This window comes from Flavobacterium columnare (assembly GCF_014844295.1).
Taxonomy (GTDB): domain Bacteria; phylum Bacteroidota; class Bacteroidia; order Flavobacteriales; family Flavobacteriaceae; genus Flavobacterium; species Flavobacterium columnare.
In genome coordinates this window covers 961,251-982,918 of the sequence record NZ_CP054494.1, presented here as the reverse complement: position 1 = coordinate 982,918, position 21,668 = coordinate 961,251, and the positions used below count along the sequence as shown (strand labels likewise).

Sequence of the window (21,668 nt, the reverse complement as noted above, 5' to 3'; positions counted from 1 at the left end):
AGATTAATACTGCAATAGCAATAAAACAATTTAGTTACTGTAAGCGTATTTATGACCGATTGCAATATGTTACGCACTGCGAATTACATAGGCTTAACACACTTTTATTAAATTGTTATATATTTTGTTGTTGTTGCATAAAACATACTTGTAAGAGCTTTATTTAAAGCTATTCAACGTATATTTTCAGGTAAAAAGTGTTATATTTTTAGACTTTGTTAAAATAAAATAAACAAGACTTGAAATATCATCTAAAACACTTGTTCAGTTTAAGTAATAACCGTAATTTTCGCAGTTAAATTTTATATAAAGTAAAAGAATGAATTTAATTGAACAAGGTATTATAAATAAGTTAATTACGTTAAGTGAAGATGAAAAACAAATCACTTATTGTAACTTCCATAGACCAAGAAATTATTCAAATCCAGAAGAAAAAGTTCAAGCGGAAACTTTTATAAAATTGGTTTTACAATATGGTTATAGTTCAAGCAAAATTAAGATGTATGAAACTGTAACAATGGGAAGCGAGAAAAAAGAAGCTGACATAATAGTTTACAATGACGATGATTGCACCCAACCCCATATTTTAGTAGAATGCAAAAAAGAAGCGGTAAGTGAACAAGAATTTTTACAAGCAATAGAACAGGCTTATAGTTATGCCTATGCTTTACCAAATGATGTGAAATATGTTTGGGTAACATCAGGAGCAAAAGACGAATATTTTGAAGTTGATAAAAAGCGTAACACAAGAATTACCCAACCCGATATACCGCAATTTGGAGTAAAAATTTTAGAAACATACAAATATGTTTATGAGGCAGATGCAACTAAAAAAGTTGAGGGAAAGCAAAAGTTTTTTGATTTAAAAGTAGTTGAAGAAAACGTATTAACATCAAGATTTAAACAGGCTCACGATGCACTTTGGGCTGGAGGACAACTAAATCCATCAGAAGCTTTTGACGAATTAGATAAACTTATTTTTTGTAAAATTTGGGACGAAAGAAAACATAGATTACCTGGCGACCCTTACGATTTCCAAATAATAACGGCACACAAAGAAGAAGTGAAAAGTTGGGAAAGTTTAAGTAATGACGAATTGCGTAGAGCAATTAGAGATTTAGAAAACAAACGCCTTTTAGAAAGAGTAAATTTACTTTACGAAGAGGGACGAAAAAAAGATGCAGAAGTTTTTAGAGATAACATAAGATTAACTGCTGAAAAAATTAGAACAGTCGTTGGCTATTTACAAGATATAAATTTAGGAGATACTGATTTAGATGCGAAAGGAAGAGCATTTGAAACTTTTATGGATTCTTTTTTTCGTGGAAATTTTGGACAATATTTTACACCAAGACCAATTGTAAAATTTACTGTTGATGTTTTACCAATAAAAAACGATTCATTTGTTTTAGATACTTCTTGTGGTAGTGGTGGTTTCTTGTTGTATGCTTTAAACAAGGTAAGAGAAGAAGCAAACAGACTATATCCAAACTATAAAAGCGACACAAAACAATTTGACCGTTGGAAAAAATACTGGCACGACTTTGCAGAAAAAAATCTATACGGTATCGAAATAAACGAGCAGATAAGTAGAGCCGCAAAAATGAATATGATTATTCACGATGATGGACATACAAACGTAATTACGGAAGACGGACTTTTAAGCACAGATGAAATAGCATTAAAGACAAAAAACACAGGTTTTAAATACAATCATTTTGATTTTATTATTACCAATCCGCCTTTTGGTTCTTCTATTAAAAAAAGTGAAAAATCATATTTAAGCACTTACGATTTTGGTAAAAAAGAACCCGACTGGCTTGATGTAAAAGGCAAAACAACTATTGAAAAAAGAGAAAATCAAAATACAGAAATACTTTTTATAGAGCAATGCCACAAATTTTTAAAAGTTGGTGGTTATATGGCTATTGTATTACCTGATGGGATTTTAACAAATAGTAGTTTACAATATGTTAGAGATGGAATAGAAGATAAATTTAGAATTGTTTCAGTAGTAAGCATTCCATCAACCGCATTTAGTGCCACTGGTGCAGGAGTTAAAAGCTCTGTTTTATTTGTTAAAAAAAATAGTGTAGAACAAACTCAACATTTAAGAAATTTAAAAGCAAGTATTCAAATCAACTTAAAGCAAGAGTTTCAATATTACGAGGAATTAAAAAAGTGGGAAAAGGAAAAAACTCAAAAAATTAAAGATTTAGACGGTTTTAACAATCCTTACCCAACTATGAGTATTTACGACTTAAAAAAGACAATTGAATATAGAATTTGGAAAGAAGATATTAACGCTTTTTATTCTGAAAAGGTAAACGATTTGAAAGAGCAGTTGCAAGATGCTTTTTTAAAAGACAAACAAGTTAAATTACCTGACTATCCAATTTTTATGGCTATTGCAGAAGATATAGGCTACGATGCTACTGGTAAAAGTACAGGGCAAGGCGACGGGGATTTAGATTTGATTAAGACTGAATTGACTAAATTTATTAACGAAATAGAAAATTATTAATATGGTTTTAACAGGAATAATAGATAGGTCATTAGGTCAATTATGTTTAAGAGGTTTTGCTCCAATAAAGGAATTAGCAAGAATTTCAAAAGCCGATTATGAATATCAAAGGGATATATTAGATAAGCAACAGGCAATAATTAGCAATTTTCTTGAAACAGAAAAACATTTGTTTTTTCCCGAGGTTATTTTAAGTTTTAAATTTAAAATGAAACTTGAATTTCTTGAAAAAAATAAACAAACGCCATTACAATTTATCGAATTAGGGAAACCTTTTTCTTCTCAAAATAGAAATGTATCGTTAAAATTTACACCAAGTAAAAACTTTGATTTTAAACAAGCCGAACTTCAAATTGAGAACACTTTTTTAAATGAGTTAATTTCTAGCAATAATCACCCATTCCATAGAATAGATGGTAATCATAGACTATCAGCATCAGAAGAAACAAATTCGTCTTTTATTGATAATTTAAAAATACCTTTTTGTATAATTCTTGGACAAGAATTTTATGATGAAAACGGAGTTGTAGCAAATGAAGATTCTGAAAATTTTGATAAATCAGTACAAGTATATTTTCATAACATAAACACAAAAACGATTCCTTTAACTTCAGAAGAGAATTTAAAAGGTATTATTAATAACACCAAAAGATTTACAGATGAAGAAGTAACTGAAATTGTAAAAACTGATGGTAAATTAGTTCGCAAAATAATATCAGAAACAAAAGAATTTAGTGTTTATCCAAATGTTAAACATATTATTACTGGTAATGAAAAAACATTTACAGTTTCTTTGATTAATTTATTAATAGATTATAAAAAAGTTAGAAAAACTGGCTTGATAAGTAGAGTTCAAAACGCATTAAGTCATACCAATACAATACTTGCCGATACCGATATAAATTTCAATCCAACTATCTTATTATCATTGGTATATTATTTAACCACTATAAAAGATGCTAAACATTTTTTACTTTGGGTTAAAAATCATAGAATAGATTTTATAGAGTATATTTCAGAATACAATATTATAGACTTATTTGAAGAGTACGCAAAAAGTGAAATAAAAGTATTTGTTGCAATGCCTTTCTTTGATGGCGATGCTGATGTGGTTCAAGAGTTCAATACAATATATGATAATGCAATAAAAGAAATTGCCCAAAAACATCAAATCCGAATTTCACTTTATCCAATAATGCAAAACAAAGGTGCTACTCAAGACCAAATACAGGACATTATAAATAAAATTCAAAATTGCGGAATTTTTATTGGAGATATTAGCGATAACAATGCCAATGTATTGTACGAAACTGGCTGGGCAAGAGCATTAAATAAACACACTATTTTAGTGCGTGAAAAAGATTCTACAAAACCAAAATCTGACTATTCAAACGATACTTACCATTCATACAAAAAAAGTGCTTTAACTGTTTCTTTAACTAAAATTGTTAATGAAAACATATTAGATATTTTAAAAGCAAAATATGGTTTTGTAATTGACTAACAAAATGAAAAAAGCAACTCAAAATATAAATTCAAACAAATATTTTCTTATCAATCGTTCAGAATTGGAGGGTAGAATTGACCCACACCAATATCATTTTGAAAGAAGAAATGCTATCGAAAAGTTAAAAGCTAATAACGATATTTTAAAACTTAAACACGTTGTAAAAAACGTTAAAAAGATTACAAGTGAAATAAATTCAAATGATACTTATATTGGTTTAGAAAACATAGAAAGTAATACAGGAGAATACATTGTAACCAACGACAAGCAGAGTATTAGTAGTGCAGGAGTCTTTAAGAAAGGGCAAATTTTATTTCCTAAATTAAGACCATATCTAAACAAAGTATATTTAGCAGAATTTGACGGACTTTGTTCTACAGAATTTCATATTTTCCAAAGTGAAAAGTTTAATAATGAATTTTTATCAATTTACTTGCGTTCTGATTTAATTGTTAATCAGACTAAACATTTAATGACTGGTAATACATTACCAAGACTTCAAACAGAGGATATAAATAATTTACCAATCCCAAAAATATCAATTGAGAAACAAAATCAAATTGTTGATTTATACAATTTAGCAAACATAAAAAAACAGAAAAAAGAAATTGAAGCAAAAGAACTTTTAAAAAGTATAGATACCTATTTGCTAAATATTTTGGGTTTAACGTTGCCTAAAAAAGCAAACCAAATTGAAAACAGAATGTTTACTGTTAATTTTAGCGAAGTTGTAGGTAGTAGGTTTGACCCTGATTATATTAGTAAATATGAATTTCTTATTAATCAAAAAGCGAATTTTGACTTTGTTAATTTAGGGAGTTTAACAATTAAATCTCCTCAATATGGTGCAAACGAAGAAGCAAGTAATCCAACATCCAAAAATGATGTTCGATACATTAGAATAACTGATATAGATGAATTTGGTTTTTTGAAAAAAGACAAATGGAAAACCGCTAAAACAATAAATGAAATTTATAAATTAAATCAAAATGATATTTTATTTGCAAGAAGTGGTTCAGTTGGAAGATGCTATATTCATAAAGAAATTGAGCAAAAGGCAATATTTGCAGGTTATCTAATTAGGTTTGTTTTTGATGAAACAAAAGTTTTGCCCGACTTTATTTTTAATTTCTGTAACTCTTCAATTTATAAGTTTTGGGTTAGTGCAATTGAAAGACCAGCGGTGCAATCTAATATTAATTCCGAAGAATTTAAGTCGCTTCCGATACCGTTGCCTAATCTTTCTAAACAAAAAGAAATAGTAAATTATATAACTGGCATTAGAGAACAAATAAAATCTTTGCAAACAGAAGCCAAACAGGTTTTAGAAGAGGCAAAGCAAGAAGTAGAAAAAATGATTTTAGGCTAATTATTATGAATATATACAACAATAAAAGCGGTAGTTTTTCAAGCATTAAGGAAAAACCATTTAAGTTAGAAAAGGAAATCCAAAAGATTTTTGAGGATAATTTAGAAGAAATTCTTGATTTGGAGTTGGTACAATCCGAGTTTACTATTCAAAATAAACGAATAGATACTTTGGCATACGACAAACAAAACAAGGCTTTTATTATTATTGAATACAAACGAGATAAAAATAGTAGTGTCGTAGATCAAGGGTTTACCTATCTTAATTTAATGCTTGAAAATAAAGCTACTTTTATTCTTGCCTACAACGAAACGCTTAATAAAACGTTGCATAGTAGCACTATTGACTGGTCGCAAACAAGAGTAATTTTTGTTTCGACTAATTTTACTGAAAATCAAAAACAAGCTACTAACTTTAAAGATTTAGGGATTGAATTGTATGAAATAAAAAGATTTGAGGGAGATATTATTGTTATTAATCCGTACAAGAAAACAAATTCTGCAACCAGTATAAAATCAATTACAGAGAAGAACGAAACTTTAAAAAACATAGCAAAAGAAATAAAAGTTTACACAGAAGACGACCATACTGGCAATAAATCCGATGAAATTATTGAACTGTATGAAGTTTTTAAAAATGCAATTCTTAATCTTTCTGACGATATAGAAATACAACCCAAATTAGATTATATTGCTTTTAAAAAGAACTCAAATATTGCTGATATTTGTATTCAAAAAAAAGGGTTAAAAATTTGGATAAACCTTAAAAAAGGTCAATTAGAAGACCCAAAAAATATAATGCGTGATGTTTCAGAAATGGGACATTGGGGAAATGGAGATTACGAAGTTGTGGTTACAGATACAGAAAATATTGAATATATAATGAGCTTGGTAAAACAGGCAATAAAATAATAAGCACAAAAAAAGCGGATTGCCTAATGGTTTTCCGCTTTCGTTTTTTAATTATTAACACAATCAAGATGCTGCTCTTTTAGTCATAATTATGTAAAAATGGTATTCATTGTCAATACTTAAATTGCTGTTAATATCCCAACCCTCGGCTAATAATTCGTTGACTTTGTTTTCAAAATCTTGCGGATTCACTTCTCTTACAATTTTTACTTTTTTCATTTTGTTTCTATTTTAGATTATTAATATTTAGTAGTTTTAATAGAGCTTTTTTTTAACAACTTTGTGTAATAGTGTTTGTCTAAAAAATCTACTTTGTTGTAAAGTTGTTCTATTAACTCTACTAATAAATTTTATTTTTTTTCTTTCAACATAAATTCTGTGCAACCATTATTTATTCTTGTTTTAAATTCATATCCTTTATATTGGGCGTATAAAGAAATTTGTTTGGTACTTTTCAAATTTGTTGCTTTCAAAAGATAGTACCTATTCAATTCATTAAATCTGTTTTCCATTAGTTCAAAAACGCTTGGGTCAATTTCTTGTTTCAATTTTTTCAATTGCAATTCTTTGTTTTTTTCATAGTCAACCAAACCGTTTTCTAAAAATTTTCTAATGCAACTTAACATAAAAGTATCAAATCTATTCCATTCTGTTTTATCCCAATCAGTAAAAAACAAGTGTTCAAATTCCATAAAAGGAGTATATAAATCACTAAAATAATTATTTAGGAATATCAAATATTTACGTCTGTTATGACTGCTCGAATCTCCGCTTATTTGGTAGTTTGTAGAAATTATAATTTTAGGCGAAAACTCAAACGGAATTTCAAAACTTGATTTGTGTTTCTGCTCGACAATCATTGTACTTGTTATTACCGAAAATAATTGCTCAAAGTCAAATCCTTTCTTAACATCATCTAAAAAAAGTACATTTGTAAATAAAGTTACACTTTGAAAAGCAAAACGATTATCCGATAGGTCTATATTTTTACCATTTTGCGATGCTACATTCCTAAATTGCTCAACTGATTTTACTATCATTCCCTTTCCAGTTCCACCATTTGCTTTGTTTTCAGTTTCTGTATTTTCATCACTTATAATAACAACCTTTGTTAAACTTGGATTTTTAAAACTATGCAACAAATATCCAATAGCAGAAACAATACAAAAATAGTGGTCTTCGTTATTGGTAACCAACCTTAAAAAATTCTCAAAAACACAAACTTCATTATTTTGCGAAAACGGTCTTTTCAATATTGACTTCTCCCAAACAAAACCATTTAGATAATCAATTTTAGAATATTCATTAATTTTTAATCCTGAATGTGGCGAAATTTCAACAAAACAATTTTCATAAAAAATAAATGATTTGTCTATTTGGTCTCTTACAGGCAATAATTCAGTTATATTTAGACTCCCTAAAATTGCTTTTTTACTCAAAATAAGTGTTTCGCCTTGTGTTAAAAAAGCATTCGTTAAAACTTTATTTTCGAAAGTTTCAACATATTTAAGGCAAATATTAAATACTTCTTGTGGTGTAATTTCCTTTGCAATTCCATTAATAAACTGAATGACTTTTGTTTGATTGTTTATTGCAAAAATGCAAATATTAATAGATGCTATATAACGTTTTAAATCAGAAGGATTTATTTTGTAAATTGTATTATTACTTCTAAATGATTTGCTCCAAAAGGTTATTTTTTTTGAGTTAGAATTGTTTTCCATAGCTAATTATTTTTCAAGTTTAATTAGTGATGCTAACAATTCGTTTTTCTTATAAAAACATTTGTTGGAAAATTTGTAAACGTTTATTCGTCCACTATTTTGATAATTCCAAAGGGTAACAGTAGAAATACCTAAAAGTTGTAAAACTTCTTTACGAGATAAAAGTTCCTCGTCGTTTTCTTCCTTGTTGGTTTTTACATTATTTAGGTGTTGTAATTCTTCTTTAACAGAAGCTCTAATAATGTTGCTTAATTCAGAAACTGTTATCTCTTGAATTTGTAGTATTTTGCTATTTTCCATAATTGTATCTTTTTAATTATGGAGCAAATGTCGTTTGGTAATTTCTGAACTATTTTTTAGTTCAGTTCAGTTTTTATAATTCTAAATCTATGTTATGTTTTTTGCAATCCTCAATAAAGTTTTGCGATATTATATGTTTTTTAGAGATACAATGTTTTAAAACTTCATTCAATTCTATTTCAGCATTTTTTCTTTTAAATATACATTGTCTCAATTCACTCGGTCTATGACTTAAAGAATTATTTATATATGGGCGATATGAAGTTGGTTTAAATTTACGGTTATCGAAAATGATTTTTGAGATTTCTACTTCTGATTTTCTTTCTTTTAATAAATCATATATTCTTCCATTCACAAATTCAACCGCTACTTCAAAATGAATCTTTTCTTGACTATTTTTTTTTGATTTAGTTGAATTTGAAGCTAAATCATTTTTTTTATAAAGTTTCTGTATAATTAAATCAAGATGCTTTTCACTAAACATTGATGGAGATATATACATAAATTCATCATCATAACTTTGCATTAATCCAACAATGTTTTCCCAACTATTATTTTTATATTTTTTATTTAAAAATTTAAAAAATATTGTTTTCAACTCAATTAATTGATTGAGTAGATTTAATGTGCTTAACGTTTCAATTTCCTTATATTCAAGTAAAGAAATTGTTTTGTTTATTTGTATATATAAGTACATATATGACTCGCTCAAAAAAAGTTCTTTATCATTTTGGTTAGATAAAATTTCTCCAAAATCATTTTTATAACTTTCTATTAATACTGAATTATTTTTGGTAATTGTCTTAATTTTTTCTTTCATTTTTTAAAAATAATCTGCAAGTTCTTTAGCTTGTTCTGTCTGTGTTTTATTTATGTAAGCCATAAATGTAACTTCTTTAGAATGTGCCGTTACACTCATTATTAAGCTCGTTGGGATTTTACCAAAATTGTTAGTAGCAAAGCTTCTTCTTCCAATATGGCTTGATACGAGTTCCCATTTTTGATATGTTCCAAATTCAGTTCTTTTATCTCCGTTTTCGGTAACTATAATTTTATCACCTTGAACTTTTTCAGTCATTTCTGCCTTTTTACATACTTCCTTGATATAATCATTATATTTTTGGTCGCTTATTTTTCTTGGAAAATCTCCGTTTCTTTTTTCGAGAATATTTAATACTTTGTTATCCAATGGAACTGTAACCAGTTTATTAGTTTTAACTTGTTCAAACTCTATTAAATGTACATCTTTTCCTTTCTTGTTCTTTTCAACTCGAATCATTGATTTTTCAAATCGCATCAAATCACTTACACGTTGCCCAACTTGACAAGAAATAACCAACCAATCACGAGCATTTTCTAATGATTCAGTTAAATCTGTTAGGTTGTTTATTTTTTCTATTTCATCAAGATTTAGAGAAACAAAAGGCGTTTTTTCAACTTTAAATTTCCAATCTAAAACTTCCATATCAATTTCTTTGCCTTTCTTTAATGCTAACCTGCAAAGTGTTTTAATTTCAGTTAAATCTCTAACAATGGTATTGGTTTTATAATCAGCAAAGATTTTGTAATATTTCAATCTAAAATTATCATTTATATCAGTTAAGAAAATTGGTGTAGAACTAAATAAATGTTTCCGTTTTATTAGCTTGTTTCTAATTGTGATATATTTCTTTTGTGTTCCGTATTTTAAATGAGGATTCATTTCTAAATAATAATCAAAAAACTCTAATATTGTATTTGGAATGCTACTTTGTTTCTTCGGGTTGTAAAATTCTTCAATTACTCCTTCCAACCATTCTTTATTTGCTGATTCGGGATTTATATCACTAAATGCTTTTAATATGTAGTTTTCAATTTTATTAAGGTCTTTTTGTATTGCAATTTGCTTGTTCCTTAATTCAATGTCTTTTGTTCTAATATTGTTATGTAATTTATCCCAATAATGTCTGGAGCTTAAAGTCGGGTCGTTTACCAATTCTTTTTTAGAATAAATTAAAAACCGTGAATTTGCTCCAACAATCTGATTTACTCCATTGTGAGTAAAAAGTAATCGTACAGTAAGCGGAGCATTTTCTTTAGTTGAACGATATAAAAAATAAATAGTTGCCATAGTTCTTTTAATATCTTACTTTTGCAGTGAATTAATAGATTATTAAGTTCTTTATAATAATACAAATGTAGTAAGATCATTTCGTTTTTGTATTATTTATGTATTGTAAAATTTAATTTAGATAAAAGTAAATTAATCTATCTAAATCTCAAGAATAGTTAAGTCGTTGAAAATCAATATTTTTATATTAATTTTGATTTAATGCGGTTTAGGGAGCTTTAACAGAAAGTAGCACTGTTCCCGCTACTAAGTTTGAAAAGACTAAAAATACAAATCGCACAGCGCGGGATAGAGCAGTAGGCAGCTCGTCGGGCTCATAACCCGAAGGTCACAGGTTCGAGTCCTGTTCCCGCTACTAAATTTAAGCCATTCAGCAATGAGTGGCTTTTTTTGTGCTTTGTAATTATTTCTTTATACCCAATTTTAATTTTTCTCAATTTTTTAATTTTTCTGGATCAAGTCTAAAACCGGATCAAGAACAAAAGTTGGGGATTATGCAAAAAGATTGGATAATCTGAATAAGAAGAAATTATCTTTCTTACCCCTCTAAAGTGACTTCTAAAGGCTTTTATTTGGCTCACATAAAAAATATGGGGAGTAATTGTAAATTGCGACAAAAAAAGTAAATGGATTTTTCGATACTTTCTGCTTTTCTACCCGAAGAATTATTATGTCATTTTGATATTGTTGATTTTATAGAATTAGGAGATATTCAAACAAAAAAGGATTGCTTTTATATCTATCTTGATGAAAAGAACATTATTCCCGAAGGTTTCATTTCAGAGGAATATGAGTCAAAAGGCTTTTGTGAGCGTACTTTGATACAAGATTTTCCAATACGAGGAAAGGCTGTTTATTTAGGTATCAGAAGACGTAGGTGGCGAAATACAGTAGATAAGTCAGAAATTAAAAGCGATTATTCTTTTATTGCAGAAGGTTCCAAATTAACTGTTGAACTTTCGGATTTTTTAAAAGGTACAGGTAGAGACCCGAGAAGATACGATAAGTAACATTGCCAGTTATTATGGCATTAAAGCTGATTTACTGCGAAGACATTACAAAAAAAGAATCAGTGGTTTTACAAGTTGGAAACAGTTAGAACATGCCGAAAATTATCTGATTTACCCCGAAAATATTGGGGAGAATTTAAGTATTGATGAAGTAAGTTTGTCAAAAGGTGAACTTTATACTTTTGTAACCAATAAACAAGGAAGAGGCAAAAAGAAATCCTTAGTGGCGGTTATAAAAGGCACCAAAAGTCAGGACATTATTGATGTGGTTACTAAAATTCCACTTTCGCATAGAAAACAAGTAAAATCGATAACACTTGATATGGCAAACAATATGCAATCAGCATCAAGAATGTGTTTTCCTGAAAGTTACCTTGTCACAGACCGTTTCCATGTGGTAAAGTTGGTAATGGAAGCTCTCCAGCATTTAAGGATAAAATATCGCTGGGAGGAGATTGAAAAAGAGAATCAGGCTATCAAAAAAGCAAAAGAGCAAGCAATAAAATACATTCCAATAACTTTTGAAAATGAAGACACTCCCAAACAACTATTGGCTCGATGTCGTTATATCATTGCCAAGAAACCCAACCAATGGACAGAAACCCAAAAAGTACGAGCCCAAATATTGTTCCAACATTATCCTCTAATACATCAAGCTTATAAACACACCCAAGAGTTTAGAAATATTTATGAATACACCTCAAAAGAAGAGGCTAAACAAAAAATATTGAATTGGATATCCAAAACCAAAGAATTTAAAATGACTGTCTTTAATACCGTTGCCAATAGTTTAAATTATCATTTGGAAACAATTGCAAACTTCTTCGTAAAAAGACATACAAACGCAAATGCTGAATCCTTTAACTCAAAAATAAAACTCTTTAGAGCTAATCAAAGAGGTGTGGTGGATACTAAATTCTTCCTCTTTAGAATGGAGAAACTTTTTGCTTAATCCCCAAAAAATTAATCTGAGCCTTTTATTTGGATCAAGTCAAAAGCCTGTAGGATTGCTAAATTAAACATATAAATTGATTAGTCTAAAAAGGAATAACCCTAGAATCAGGTTCGAAAGTTGGATCAAGTCTAAAAAAAAGAGTGTTTGATACATTAGGAATTAACTCTGAATTAGTGGTTTTTATTCGTCTGTATTTGTTTAGGGTAGATGGAGATGTAAAAAATAAGTAATAATAGAATGCCTGATCCAAAAGGAAAAGCAGCAAGAGAACGTCCTTTTAAACCTAATATTAGTGTGTTTTCATCAAACTTAAAAAACTCGGATGACATCCACCAAGTGTTAGCAATAATCCAGAGGAACACGGCCATGTTGTGGTATAATTCAGAAATATCAGCTTTGTTTTTAAAAATAAAATAAATGCTGATACAGATAGTGGGAACGGCCATTGTTATGCCTAATGTTTTAAATTCTAAACACCAACACATATCTTTTATCAACCAAAAAACAATGTGAAGGTTTTCTATAAAACGTAGTTTTTTTGAAATGTAAAATTCTTTAGCAGGTTCATAAGGGTTCATTTATTTATGTTTTTAAGTTGATGGGATAAAAATAATTTAAATTGATTGAATAGGATCAAACTCTAAGAAAAAAAACGGATAGGATATCTTGCTCTATAGTAGAATTGGTTTTAATAGGTTTTTTTCCTTGTTTTTTTGTTTGAATAAAAAGGTTTAGCTATTGGAGTGTTAATACTAGCTGAAGTTTTTCTGTATCTTTGCGATTCGTTTTGATTTAAAAATTTCTAATGCTAAATAAGATTTTGTTTTTGAAAAAGAAGAAGAGGTGTTAGAGTCTTTTGCTTTAAAATTAAATAGAGGAAAGTGGCTTGAATAGAAGTGGAGATTCTGATTAAAAGAACGTATCTGTTTTTTAAGTTTAAAATATTTTGAATCAGAAGAAATGAAGGAATAAAGGGGGTAAAAGGATTAGTGTCTGAATTATAAAAACCTAGGTTTATATCCGTTTCAGCGGATACAGGTTCGAATCCTGTTCTTGTTACTAAGTAAGTCATTTAGGAACGAATGACTTTTTTTATTATAAAAATATGAGAAGAGTAGTAGAGTATCGCAAATTGTTGGAAGTAGATAAAAATGTTACCTTAAAAGAATTAAAAACTATTTATCGAAATGCGATGAAAGAATCGCATCCCGATAAATTTGCAAATGATGATGTAGGACGTACCTTAGCAGAAGAAAAGAGTAAAGATATTATTAATGCGTATCATTTTTTAGTGAGTATTGCTAATGAAACACGTGATAAAAATCTTCCTGAGTATGAAGAAATGATTCTAAATTCTCCTATAGCTGATTTTTATCTTGAAAAGCAAGTTTTGTTTGTAACGTATCTTAACGGAATAACCTATGAATATATTGGGGTGCCTAAAAATGTTTATATCAAAATGATTAATGCAGAATCTCCTAATAGATTTGCTAAAAGACATATTTATGGACAATATCTTTATCGTAAATCAGGGGAAGTTGTTTTGGATTAAAAAAGGTTTGACCGGTAAATAGTAGTAGTAAAAAAGAGTGACCATAAAATGTTGGACACTCTTTTTTATGGAATTATATAGGAAAGCTATCCTTTTCTGATCTGCTTTTTTAGCTTGTAGGATATTTTAGTGTTATTCGTTTTTTATTCTTTCCCCTCTACATAATTTTGAAGATATTCAAATTTAGGGGTTAGTTTTCCGTTTTGACAAACAGTAGCTCTTTCTAATATTTGGTCAGCATCATTGTTATAGAATGAAGGGATGACAGATTCTAAGAAAGTTCTCCCAAATCCTTCACTTGCATCTTTAGGGAGTTCGCAAGGGAGGTTGTCAACAGCCATTACAGCTATAGCTCGTGGATCTTCAAAATAAGTTTCGCGATGCTCATTAGGTAAATAGCCGTAAATAGGTTCTGCAATTGTAGAAGCTCTAAGCGTGCAAGCTATAGGGCCGTTTACATCACAAGATATGTCAGCAACCACTTTTATTTTGTTGTCAGGTGCGGCTAGCATTTCTCTTGTGAGGATATAAGGGGCGTTGTTGCCGTAAAAATGGCCTGCCATAAAAACATCAGCAACTTTGGTAAAACGTTCAAAGTTGGATTGGTATTTCTCAGGATGAGCGTAGAAATCTTTTTTATCAAAAGGTTTTTCGTCTTTTCGGCTATTGTAGTCCTCTAAATCAATATGAGTATAAACAGCGCGATCGTATGATTTGTTTAAGAAATCTTCAATGCTAACTTGTTTCATTTTCATGCCATCTAGCATTTCTTTTGCTCCTAATCCTACTTTTCCATGCCCACTTAGGACTACTTTTATGGGAGGAAGAGTAATTCTTTTTAGACGGTCGATTAGCTCTTGTTGGTCTTTTAGAGTTTCTGCTTTTGCAATGTTGAATAAATCGTATTTTAGACCAAAAGCCCTAATGCCATTATAAGCACCTACTATTCCAGCATAGCGACCAAATCCAATCAAACGCTTGTTGTTAGCATCCACTATTGTTTCGTGATCAATCAGTCGGATGTTTTTTTCTAAACAAGCTATTAATAATTTACGGTTGTAAGGTTGTTTTTTTATAGTGTGCGAAAAAAAGAAGTAAGTCTTATTGGGAATCAAAGCCTCAACAGGTACTTCTTTTACACCTATTAGAACATCGCAATCTGTTAAGTCCGTATCTATTGAAATGCCTAAATTGCTGTATTCCTCATCTTTAAAGATACGAATATCAGAAGTTTCAACTTTAAAGTTTGCTTCTGGGAAAAATTCTTTGACCTTTAATAATTCTTGTGGAGAAAAAACAACACGCCTATCAGGTGGGTTTTTTCTCTCTTTGATAATGCCAAATTTCATGTGTTTAGTAGTTTTAAAAGGGTGGTTTTGTAACGAAAGAGTTTAATATTGTTGCAAATATAACGTTTAAAAAGCATTATACAATTTTAAAAAAGAGATGTTTTTATGAAAAGTATAGAGGTTTGGTTATATTTGTCGCCCATTTTGGGTGAGATTAATAGGAGAACCTTATAAGAAGTAATAATCCTTAAAAAAGAATGTTATTTCAGAATTTAATTATGAAGTTAGTTAGAGTATTAGTACACAGTATAGTTGTTTTGTTTGTTTTGTCTGCTTGTACAGATAAAAAAGCTAAAGTAAAAGCCAAAGAGGAGTATAAAATCGGTAAAATTTATACTATGAAACCTTATCAAGAAGAATTACCAGTCATTGATTCAAAAGAACTGAAAAAAGTCCAAGATAGTATGGATTATCTATACAATAAAGAGTTTTTTAGCAATGACTTTTCAGGGGGTATTTTAGTAGCTAAAAACGGAAAAATTCTATATGAGAAGTATAGTGGGATGGGTAATTTTGAAAAGGATGTACCCATAACAGCCCATACGCCTCTTCATATTGCATCTGTTAGTAAAGTTTTAACAGCTACAGCAATATTATTGTTGATAGATTCTAATATGTTAAAACTCGATGAAAAAGTAAAAACTATTTTAGACGGTTTTCCTTACGAAGATATAACGGTTCGAATGTTGCTAAATCACAGAAGTGGCTTAAGAAATTATAGTTACTTTATAGAAGATAAAGGAGTTTGGGAAAGAGGTAAAGTATTGCATAATAGTGACTTAATATCTGTTATGAAAAACGGGAATATAGGTTTAGAGTTTAAACCCGATGCTCGATTTAGTTACTGTAATACCAATTACGCATTACTTGCATTAATTATAGAAAAGATATCTAAAATGAACTATCGAACAGCTATGAGTAAAATGATTTTCGAGCCATTAGGAATGAAAAACACCTATGTTTTTGATTTAAATGAGCATGCTGATACAGCCAGTTGTTCCTATAAAGGAAATTATATAAAATATCCTTTAAACCATTTAGATGATATTTATGGTGATAAAAATATATATTCTACGCCTCGCGATTTACTAAAGTTTGATATGGCAACATACAACTTCGATTTTTTAAACAAAAAGCTACTAGCGGAGGTCTATAAAGGGTATAGTTATGAAGCCAGAGGAGTTCGAAACTATGGTTTAGGAATTCGACTCTTAGAATGGAAGGATGGTAAACAAATGTTTTATCACAATGGGTGGTGGCATGGAAATACTTCTGCTTACATCACATTAAAGAAAGAAAAAGTAACCCTGATTGCTTTATCCAATAAGTATACACGTAAGGCCTATTATATGAAATTGGCAACAGGGCTATTTGGAGATTATCCTTTTCATATACACAAAAAAGGGGATGAGTTGGTAGAATAATTTATTTTACGGAATCATCTTTGTATTTTCTAAAAAGTTCTTACCTTTGCCACACTAATTGGGGTCGACTGGTTTTGACAGCGAGTGGAATTGATTAGTAAGCATGTCGAGCCAAGTATGGTAGGCTCGTAAATATCTGCTATACGAATATTACACGGCGAAAATAATTACGCTTTAGCTGCTTAATCCGAATTATAGTACGATTTGCCTAGTTCCTACAAGGTAGGAAAGCTAGATTCTCCTCAAAAGCCTTGGTTTGTGGCGGTTGAAAAAGGAGAACCGTAAAAATAAACCTAGAAAAGGTAAAGCTTTGAATCCTTTTTGACACGAATAAAGCTAAGCTAAAAGTGGTCGTTTTCAACCTTGCTTTTAGTCGAAAAATTAAGTGAAAACTAAGCATGTAGAAAGCTCTTTGATTGCTTGTTTGGACCCGAGTTCGATTCTCGGCGACTCCACGATTAGAACTGTTTAAAAAAAGCTCGTAAATCCTATTTTTACGAGCTTTTTTTTTACTTCGATGGCAAAATATCAAAAAAAGAAATGTGTTTTTCTTAAATCAAGAACAAAAGTGGGGATTATGCAAAAAGATTGGATAATCTGAATAAGAAGAAATCTATCTTTCTTACCCCCCTAAAGTGACTTCTAAAGGCTTTTATTTTAGCATTAAAAGATTCAGCAGCTGCATTAGTACTTCTATTATCAAAGTAGTTTAGTATTGATTGATAATTGAGTGTTATTGTATTTAGAACAATGTTGAAGTTTTTAAATCCTGATTCTTTTACTGTTCTATATCAATGGGCTAATTTTAACATTGCAACATTTTTATCGTTATTGGTGTTGTAGATATTTCTTAATTGTTGAGATAAATGGTATGCTGTTTTTATCTCTGGATATAGTTCAAATAGAATTTCAGCTCTTTCTTGTTGGTTTATCGTCCATTTTTGGCGAGATTTATAGAGTAAATACCTGTGTCTAGCTAATAATTGCTTTGGGGAATCACCATTGGGTAAAATTTGTGGAATATGTGTTTTGTTTTCTGATTTTGCTTTTATTATGGCTTGATTTTCCATATCTATAGCTTTTCATCGGTATTTGATTCTGATTTCTTGTAAGGCTTCTAAGGCTCGTTTTTGGACATGGAATCTATCGGTTACTTGTATTGCTTTTGGAAAACATTTTTTAGCTATCAATTTCATAGTATTGGCCATATCTAATGTTGTTTCTTTGACACAATTTCTTTTTTCAGGATCAATTTTACGGATAAGTTCTATGACTTGATCATCCTTTGTTCCAGCAATAATAGCTACTAAGGAACTTTTTTTACCTTTGAATTTTTTGTTGGTTACAATAGTGTAAAGTTCCCCCTGATACAAAGCTACTTCATCAATTGATAGATGTGTCCCCGTATTTTGGGGATAAATAATCCATTGATGCGCGTGTTCTCTTGGTTCCCAAGAACTAAAGGAACTTAGATGCTTTTTATACTGTCTTTGTAGTTTTTTACCCTTAACTCCAAAGAAACTACCAATAGTTTGAGAATCTATAGCTGTGTTATCGATTAATTTCTTTTAAAAAAGATGCAAATTCTTGCGTCATACGTGTTTCTTTAGCTACTAAATTCCAATCTCTTTTAACTATCTCACCTGTGTTTTTATTAGTCCAACGACGACGTTTTATGTGTAAATACAGAAACTTTCCTCTTAGTGGGAAATCTTGAATTGTTATTTCGTCTGTCAAGCCTTTGGAGGCTAACTCTATGTTGTCAAACTCTTTTGGAGGTTTTGCTTTTTCTTCAAAATAAAGATGTAGGTTTTCTTCTGAATTATCAACTGAAATTATTTCAAAATAATCAACTAGAAAATCAGGAAGCATCAATTTTAAAAGAGTTATAGGGTGCATAATAGTGTTTAGATTTGATAAAGATCTCCTTTTTTAATTAAATTCTCTCCAACTTTTGTTCTTGATCCGATTTCATTCCACAAAAGATGTAATAATTCCTCAGAACATATTTGTGTTACCAATTCCTCCATATTGTCCAGAACTCAACCCTGCTGAGAAAATATGGCAATAGATGAAAGATAAAATTTCAATGAAAATTTATAATACTCTAGCTGAATTAAATCAAAAAATGGAAGAATTGATCAAAACAGCTGAGAATGAATTAATTAAATCAATAACAGGCTATGAGTTTTATATAAAAGCTTTTGCAGTATTTTTAAAGTTTAAATGGTGTTATTTGCTGTTTTTAAAAGATTTAATAGCCAAAAAAGTTGGTAAAACAACTGTTAGATATTCTAAAACATGACGTTTCGAATAGTTTATTGAAATTCGTTTCAATAAACTATTTTTATTTATGAAAAACTCAAAGAAAAAAAGCGATATCCAACTTGTAAAAGTCTAGAAATTATAAAATGAGAAATTCGACAAAATAAGCAACAATTTAAGAGTAAGAATTGCGGACAATTATTTACTGCTGAGAATAAATCAGTTTCAAATTCTAATAAATAAATTTGGTTTAAAAATTGGGTAATTGGGATGTGTTTATATTATAAAAGCCAAATGAAACAGTTTTTTGGCCATATTATTAGGTTCCTGATAATTAATAAAAAAGGATAGCTAAAAAACTATCCTTTTAATTATCGTATAATGATCAAACTTATTACGGATTGGTTGCTCCTCAGACAACCAAAGTCCTCTCTAATTTGATAGGACGCTATAAGAATTGAAAGGTAAAAAACAGTTGGTGTTTTTTACCACATTCCCGTTTTTATAGATTGACTACTATTTCTCTTTTAAATTTATCTATAGTAGGATACCCATGAACAATAAAATTTAATTCAAGTATTAATTTACCTTGTTTTTTAACTGCTGACGCTATAGTAAAATCAGGTCTAAAGTGTATATCTTTATGTGCAATGTCTTGACTCAAAGGTATCAAAGTATCAAAAGAATCAGGATTATTGGTTTTTTCTTTTAACTTTAGCGCTAACTGTCCGTTTGATAAACGAATAATAAAATTATCTCCTAGGGTATTAATAATATTATCTTCTCTAATCATACCGTATTGAAGCTCTTTTTTAATTTTATTACGTAAAGGAGAAACTATTGCTTTTACATCTCCATCAGGTATATCTTTCAAAATATCTTGCATATAACGATCTAGTCCATCGGTTCTTTGAACTATAAATTCTTTAGGAAAGTCAGATAAAGGTTTGAAACCTGAAATTTGATAGTTAACAAGATAAACTAACTTTTCATTTCCTTTTCCTTTTCCTAATAAAGAAACAGCACACCTAATAAGATTATTATCATAATCTACACTGTACTTAGTATTAATCACTAAAACAAAATCATTTGGGATTCTAAACAACGTTTCTTTGAACTGTTCTAAATTTTCATGTACACCAGACACATAATATTTTCTTATTTCATCTTTGTTTAAAACAATCTTTTTTTTGTAGTATTTTTCTTTATCAAATTCAAAGGCTAAATTAAATGAATGTTTATTTTTATATTCTAAAATTACGCTTACAAATCTATCTACTATTTCGGAATTTTTTATTTCTGTAATTTTAATATTTTTTAAATCTTCAGAAGTAAATTTATATGCCTTATCAGAGTTTGGTTTTTTAGAATAGAAATCAAACCATTTACTTAGGTATTCTATAGTAAATAAATCAGTCTTTTTTAACCTATAAAGGGCATCAAAATCTAGATCTGTTAACTCTTCTGGATTGTTTTTAAATTCAGGTTTCCATTCCATTTTAATATTTTTGGCAATATGTGAATCTTCAGAATTATCATTAGGTCCATCTGACGAGCAAAAAAATGTATATGATTTAGAAAAGGATTTATTAGCAAATTTTCCTGAAATTTTTGCAATTACCTCTCCTTTAACAGCATCTTTTTTTTCTATTATGGTATTCTCAACTAATAAATCAACCTGTTTATACCCTACTTTTTTAAGTCCTCTCGTGTTAGTGATACTATTAACGATTTCATCTGCCTTTTTAATAGATGTTACTGGAAAATCAAAATATTGTTTTATATCATTTTCTGTTGGGTCTTGAGCAGCTACATCAGTAGGTTGGTTTGTATTTAGATTAACCAAATCTTTATCATTACTACAAGATAGTAGTAAGTTAATCAAAAGAACTAAAATTACTTTTTTCATATTATTATATTTATAGACTTATTTTTATAAGTCAGATCAAGAGTGCAAATATAACAAAAGATTAAATATGTTTTTTTTCATTCAAAAAAGTTACAACATTCTTTTCAATTCGTTGATAAATATTTGAAATATCTGATTTCTCAAATTTTTCCCCAATAATATTTTCGTATAATTCTATATATCTATCAGAAACGGTTCCTATGTATTCGTCAGTCATTTCAGGTATTTCTTGCCCTTCCAACCCTTGAAATCCATTTGAAATTAACCACTGACGCACAAATTCTTTTGATAATTGTTTTTGATCTTCTCCTTTATTTTGTCTTTCTTGGTAACCATCAGCATAAAAATAGCGAGAGGAATCAGGTGTATGAATTTCATCAATTAAAACAATCGTTCCTTCTTTCGTTTTACCAAATTCATATTTAGTATCTACCAAAATTAATCCCTGTGATGCGGCAATTTCAGTACCTCTTTGAAACAAATCACGTGTATATTTTTCTAAAACTAAATAATCTTCTTCAGAAACAATTCCTTTGGCTAGAATTGTTTCTCTTGAAATATCTTCATCATGCACTCCTACCGCTGCTTTCAATGTTATTAAGTTAAGAGTTTAATTAGTTGAAATTCAGTTTTTAATTTTGTTTTTTTGTGCTATTTTTTGTGTATTTATTTAGTAATCAGATAAATAATACAATGCAAAAAAACAGCATTTCAGATTTTAACTACACTTCAGACAGAAATTTTTAATACTTTTCTAAA

19 protein-coding genes, 1 tRNA gene, 1 other RNA gene and 2 pseudogenes are annotated in these 21,668 nt (G+C 29.3%); 11 read left to right on the top strand and 12 right to left on the bottom strand.

The genetic code is table 11. The annotated features are described in order from the left end of the window. Positions 1-319: 319 nt before the first annotated feature. The 4 genes from HUE53_RS04360 to HUE53_RS04345 are packed head-to-tail and all read left to right on the top strand — an operon-like array spanning position 320 to position 6,311. Positions 320-2,524, top strand: coding sequence for a restriction endonuclease subunit M (locus HUE53_RS04360; RefSeq protein ID WP_192188743.1), 2,205 nt, complete (start codon positions 320-322; stop codon positions 2,522-2,524). Position 2,525: 1 nt separating this feature from the next. Further along, entirely contained in the window at positions 2,526-4,028 is a 1,503-nt protein-coding gene (locus HUE53_RS04355; protein ID WP_192188742.1) for a hypothetical protein, read from the top strand. 4 nt (positions 4,029-4,032) lie between these two features. Next, positions 4,033-5,400, top strand: a complete 1,368-nt coding sequence (locus tag HUE53_RS04350; protein WP_192188741.1) for a restriction endonuclease subunit S — start codon at positions 4,033-4,035, stop codon at positions 5,398-5,400. A 5-nt stretch (positions 5,401-5,405) separates the two neighbouring features. Next, positions 5,406-6,311 (top strand): DUF5655 domain-containing protein, encoded by a 906-nt coding sequence (locus tag HUE53_RS04345; protein ID WP_192188740.1) that lies wholly within the window; start codon positions 5,406-5,408, stop codon positions 6,309-6,311. A gap of 63 nt (positions 6,312-6,374) precedes the next feature. On the opposite strand, the gene HUE53_RS04340 is transcribed toward HUE53_RS04345, so the two are convergent. The 5 genes from HUE53_RS04340 to HUE53_RS04320 all read right to left on the bottom strand — a co-directional run bounded on the left by HUE53_RS04340 (position 6,375) and on the right by HUE53_RS04320 (position 10,445). Beyond that, positions 6,375-6,530 carry a DUF1737 domain-containing protein gene (locus tag HUE53_RS04340; RefSeq protein WP_192188739.1) on the bottom strand — a complete coding sequence of 52 codons (156 nt, stop codon included), beginning with the start codon at positions 6,528-6,530 and terminating at the stop codon, positions 6,375-6,377. Positions 6,531-6,661: 131 nt separating this feature from the next. Further along, positions 6,662-8,035 carry a primase-helicase family protein gene (locus HUE53_RS04335; RefSeq protein WP_192188738.1) on the bottom strand — a complete coding sequence of 458 codons (1,374 nt, stop codon included), beginning with the start codon at positions 8,033-8,035 and terminating at the stop codon, positions 6,662-6,664. 6 nt (positions 8,036-8,041) lie between these two features. After that, a complete protein-coding gene (locus HUE53_RS04330; RefSeq protein ID WP_192188737.1) occupies positions 8,042-8,335 on the bottom strand; it encodes a helix-turn-helix transcriptional regulator in 294 nt (97 codons plus the stop codon). A 73-nt stretch (positions 8,336-8,408) separates the two neighbouring features. Next, entirely contained in the window at positions 8,409-9,155 is a 747-nt protein-coding gene (locus tag HUE53_RS04325; RefSeq protein WP_192188736.1) for a hypothetical protein, read from the bottom strand. A gap of 3 nt (positions 9,156-9,158) precedes the next feature. Beyond that, positions 9,159-10,445, bottom strand: a complete 1,287-nt coding sequence (locus tag HUE53_RS04320; RefSeq protein ID WP_192188735.1) for a site-specific integrase — start codon at positions 10,443-10,445, stop codon at positions 9,159-9,161. 282 nt (positions 10,446-10,727) lie between these two features. Between HUE53_RS04320 and HUE53_RS04315 the strand changes: the two genes are divergently transcribed. From HUE53_RS04315 to HUE53_RS04305, 3 genes are all read left to right on the top strand, one after another. Further along, positions 10,728-10,800: transfer RNA gene (locus HUE53_RS04315), tRNA-Met, on the top strand. Positions 10,801-11,071: 271 nt separating this feature from the next. Continuing rightward, positions 11,072-11,455, top strand: coding sequence for an ISAon1 family transposase N-terminal region protein (locus HUE53_RS04310; RefSeq protein WP_014165862.1), 384 nt, complete (start codon positions 11,072-11,074; stop codon positions 11,453-11,455). Further along, on the top strand, positions 11,448-12,407 hold the full coding sequence (locus HUE53_RS04305) for an ISAon1 family transposase (RefSeq protein WP_421498126.1): 960 nt from the start codon (positions 11,448-11,450) through the stop codon (positions 12,405-12,407). The genes HUE53_RS04310 and HUE53_RS04305 overlap by 8 nt, the downstream gene beginning before the upstream one ends. A 173-nt stretch (positions 12,408-12,580) precedes the next feature. On the opposite strand, the gene HUE53_RS04300 is transcribed toward HUE53_RS04305, so the two are convergent. After that, positions 12,581-12,988, bottom strand: a complete 408-nt coding sequence (locus HUE53_RS04300) for a hypothetical protein (RefSeq protein WP_077225584.1) — start codon at positions 12,986-12,988, stop codon at positions 12,581-12,583. Between the two features lie 527 nt (positions 12,989-13,515). Here HUE53_RS04300 and HUE53_RS04295 point away from each other — a divergent pair. Next, on the top strand, positions 13,516-13,962 hold the full coding sequence (locus tag HUE53_RS04295; protein WP_014166357.1) for a KTSC domain-containing protein: 447 nt from the start codon (positions 13,516-13,518) through the stop codon (positions 13,960-13,962). A gap of 143 nt (positions 13,963-14,105) precedes the next feature. Here HUE53_RS04295 and HUE53_RS04290 read toward each other — a convergent pair whose 3' ends face one another. Beyond that, complete coding sequence (locus HUE53_RS04290; protein WP_192188734.1) at positions 14,106-15,311, bottom strand: NAD(P)-dependent oxidoreductase; 1,206 nt, start codon at positions 15,309-15,311, stop codon at positions 14,106-14,108. Positions 15,312-15,529: 218 nt separating this feature from the next. Between HUE53_RS04290 and HUE53_RS04285 the strand changes: the two genes are divergently transcribed. Further along, positions 15,530-16,735: a serine hydrolase domain-containing protein gene (locus tag HUE53_RS04285; RefSeq protein ID WP_192188733.1), complete on the top strand. Its 1,206-nt coding sequence runs from the start codon at positions 15,530-15,532 to the stop codon at positions 16,733-16,735. 60 nt (positions 16,736-16,795) lie between these two features. After that, positions 16,796-17,193, top strand: a transfer-messenger RNA (tmRNA) gene (ssrA, locus tag HUE53_RS04280). A gap of 117 nt (positions 17,194-17,310) precedes the next feature. Here the strand turns inward: ssrA and HUE53_RS14515 are convergent. The 3 genes and pseudogenes from HUE53_RS14515 to HUE53_RS04270 all read right to left on the bottom strand — a co-directional run bounded on the left by HUE53_RS14515 (position 17,311) and on the right by HUE53_RS04270 (position 18,634). After that, positions 17,311-17,805: pseudogene (locus HUE53_RS14515) on the bottom strand (ISL3 family transposase). Between the two features lie 12 nt (positions 17,806-17,817). Then, entirely contained in the window at positions 17,818-18,108 is a 291-nt protein-coding gene (locus tag HUE53_RS14510; RefSeq protein WP_394368217.1) for a transposase, read from the bottom strand. Positions 18,109-18,286: 178 nt separating this feature from the next. Then, the gene (locus HUE53_RS04270) at positions 18,287-18,634 is read right to left on the bottom strand and encodes an ISAon1 family transposase N-terminal region protein (RefSeq protein WP_192188732.1); all 348 of its coding nucleotides are present in this window, start codon (positions 18,632-18,634) and stop codon (positions 18,287-18,289) included. Between the two features lie 172 nt (positions 18,635-18,806). Here HUE53_RS04270 and HUE53_RS04265 point away from each other — a divergent pair, with 172 nt between their 5' ends. Next, complete coding sequence (locus HUE53_RS04265; RefSeq protein ID WP_123906713.1) at positions 18,807-19,040, top strand: hypothetical protein; 234 nt, start codon at positions 18,807-18,809, stop codon at positions 19,038-19,040. 462 nt (positions 19,041-19,502) lie between these two features. Here the strand turns inward: HUE53_RS04265 and HUE53_RS04260 are convergent, their stop codons facing one another. Together HUE53_RS04260 and HUE53_RS04255 are read right to left on the bottom strand one after the other, a co-directional pair. Then, positions 19,503-20,909, bottom strand: coding sequence for a hypothetical protein (locus HUE53_RS04260; protein WP_065213049.1), 1,407 nt, complete (start codon positions 20,907-20,909; stop codon positions 19,503-19,505). A 61-nt stretch (positions 20,910-20,970) separates the two neighbouring features. Beyond that, positions 20,971-21,504 (bottom strand): annotated as a pseudogene (locus HUE53_RS04255) (phosphoribosylaminoimidazolesuccinocarboxamide synthase); the annotation flags it as partial. Between the last annotated feature and the right edge of the window lie 164 nt (positions 21,505-21,668).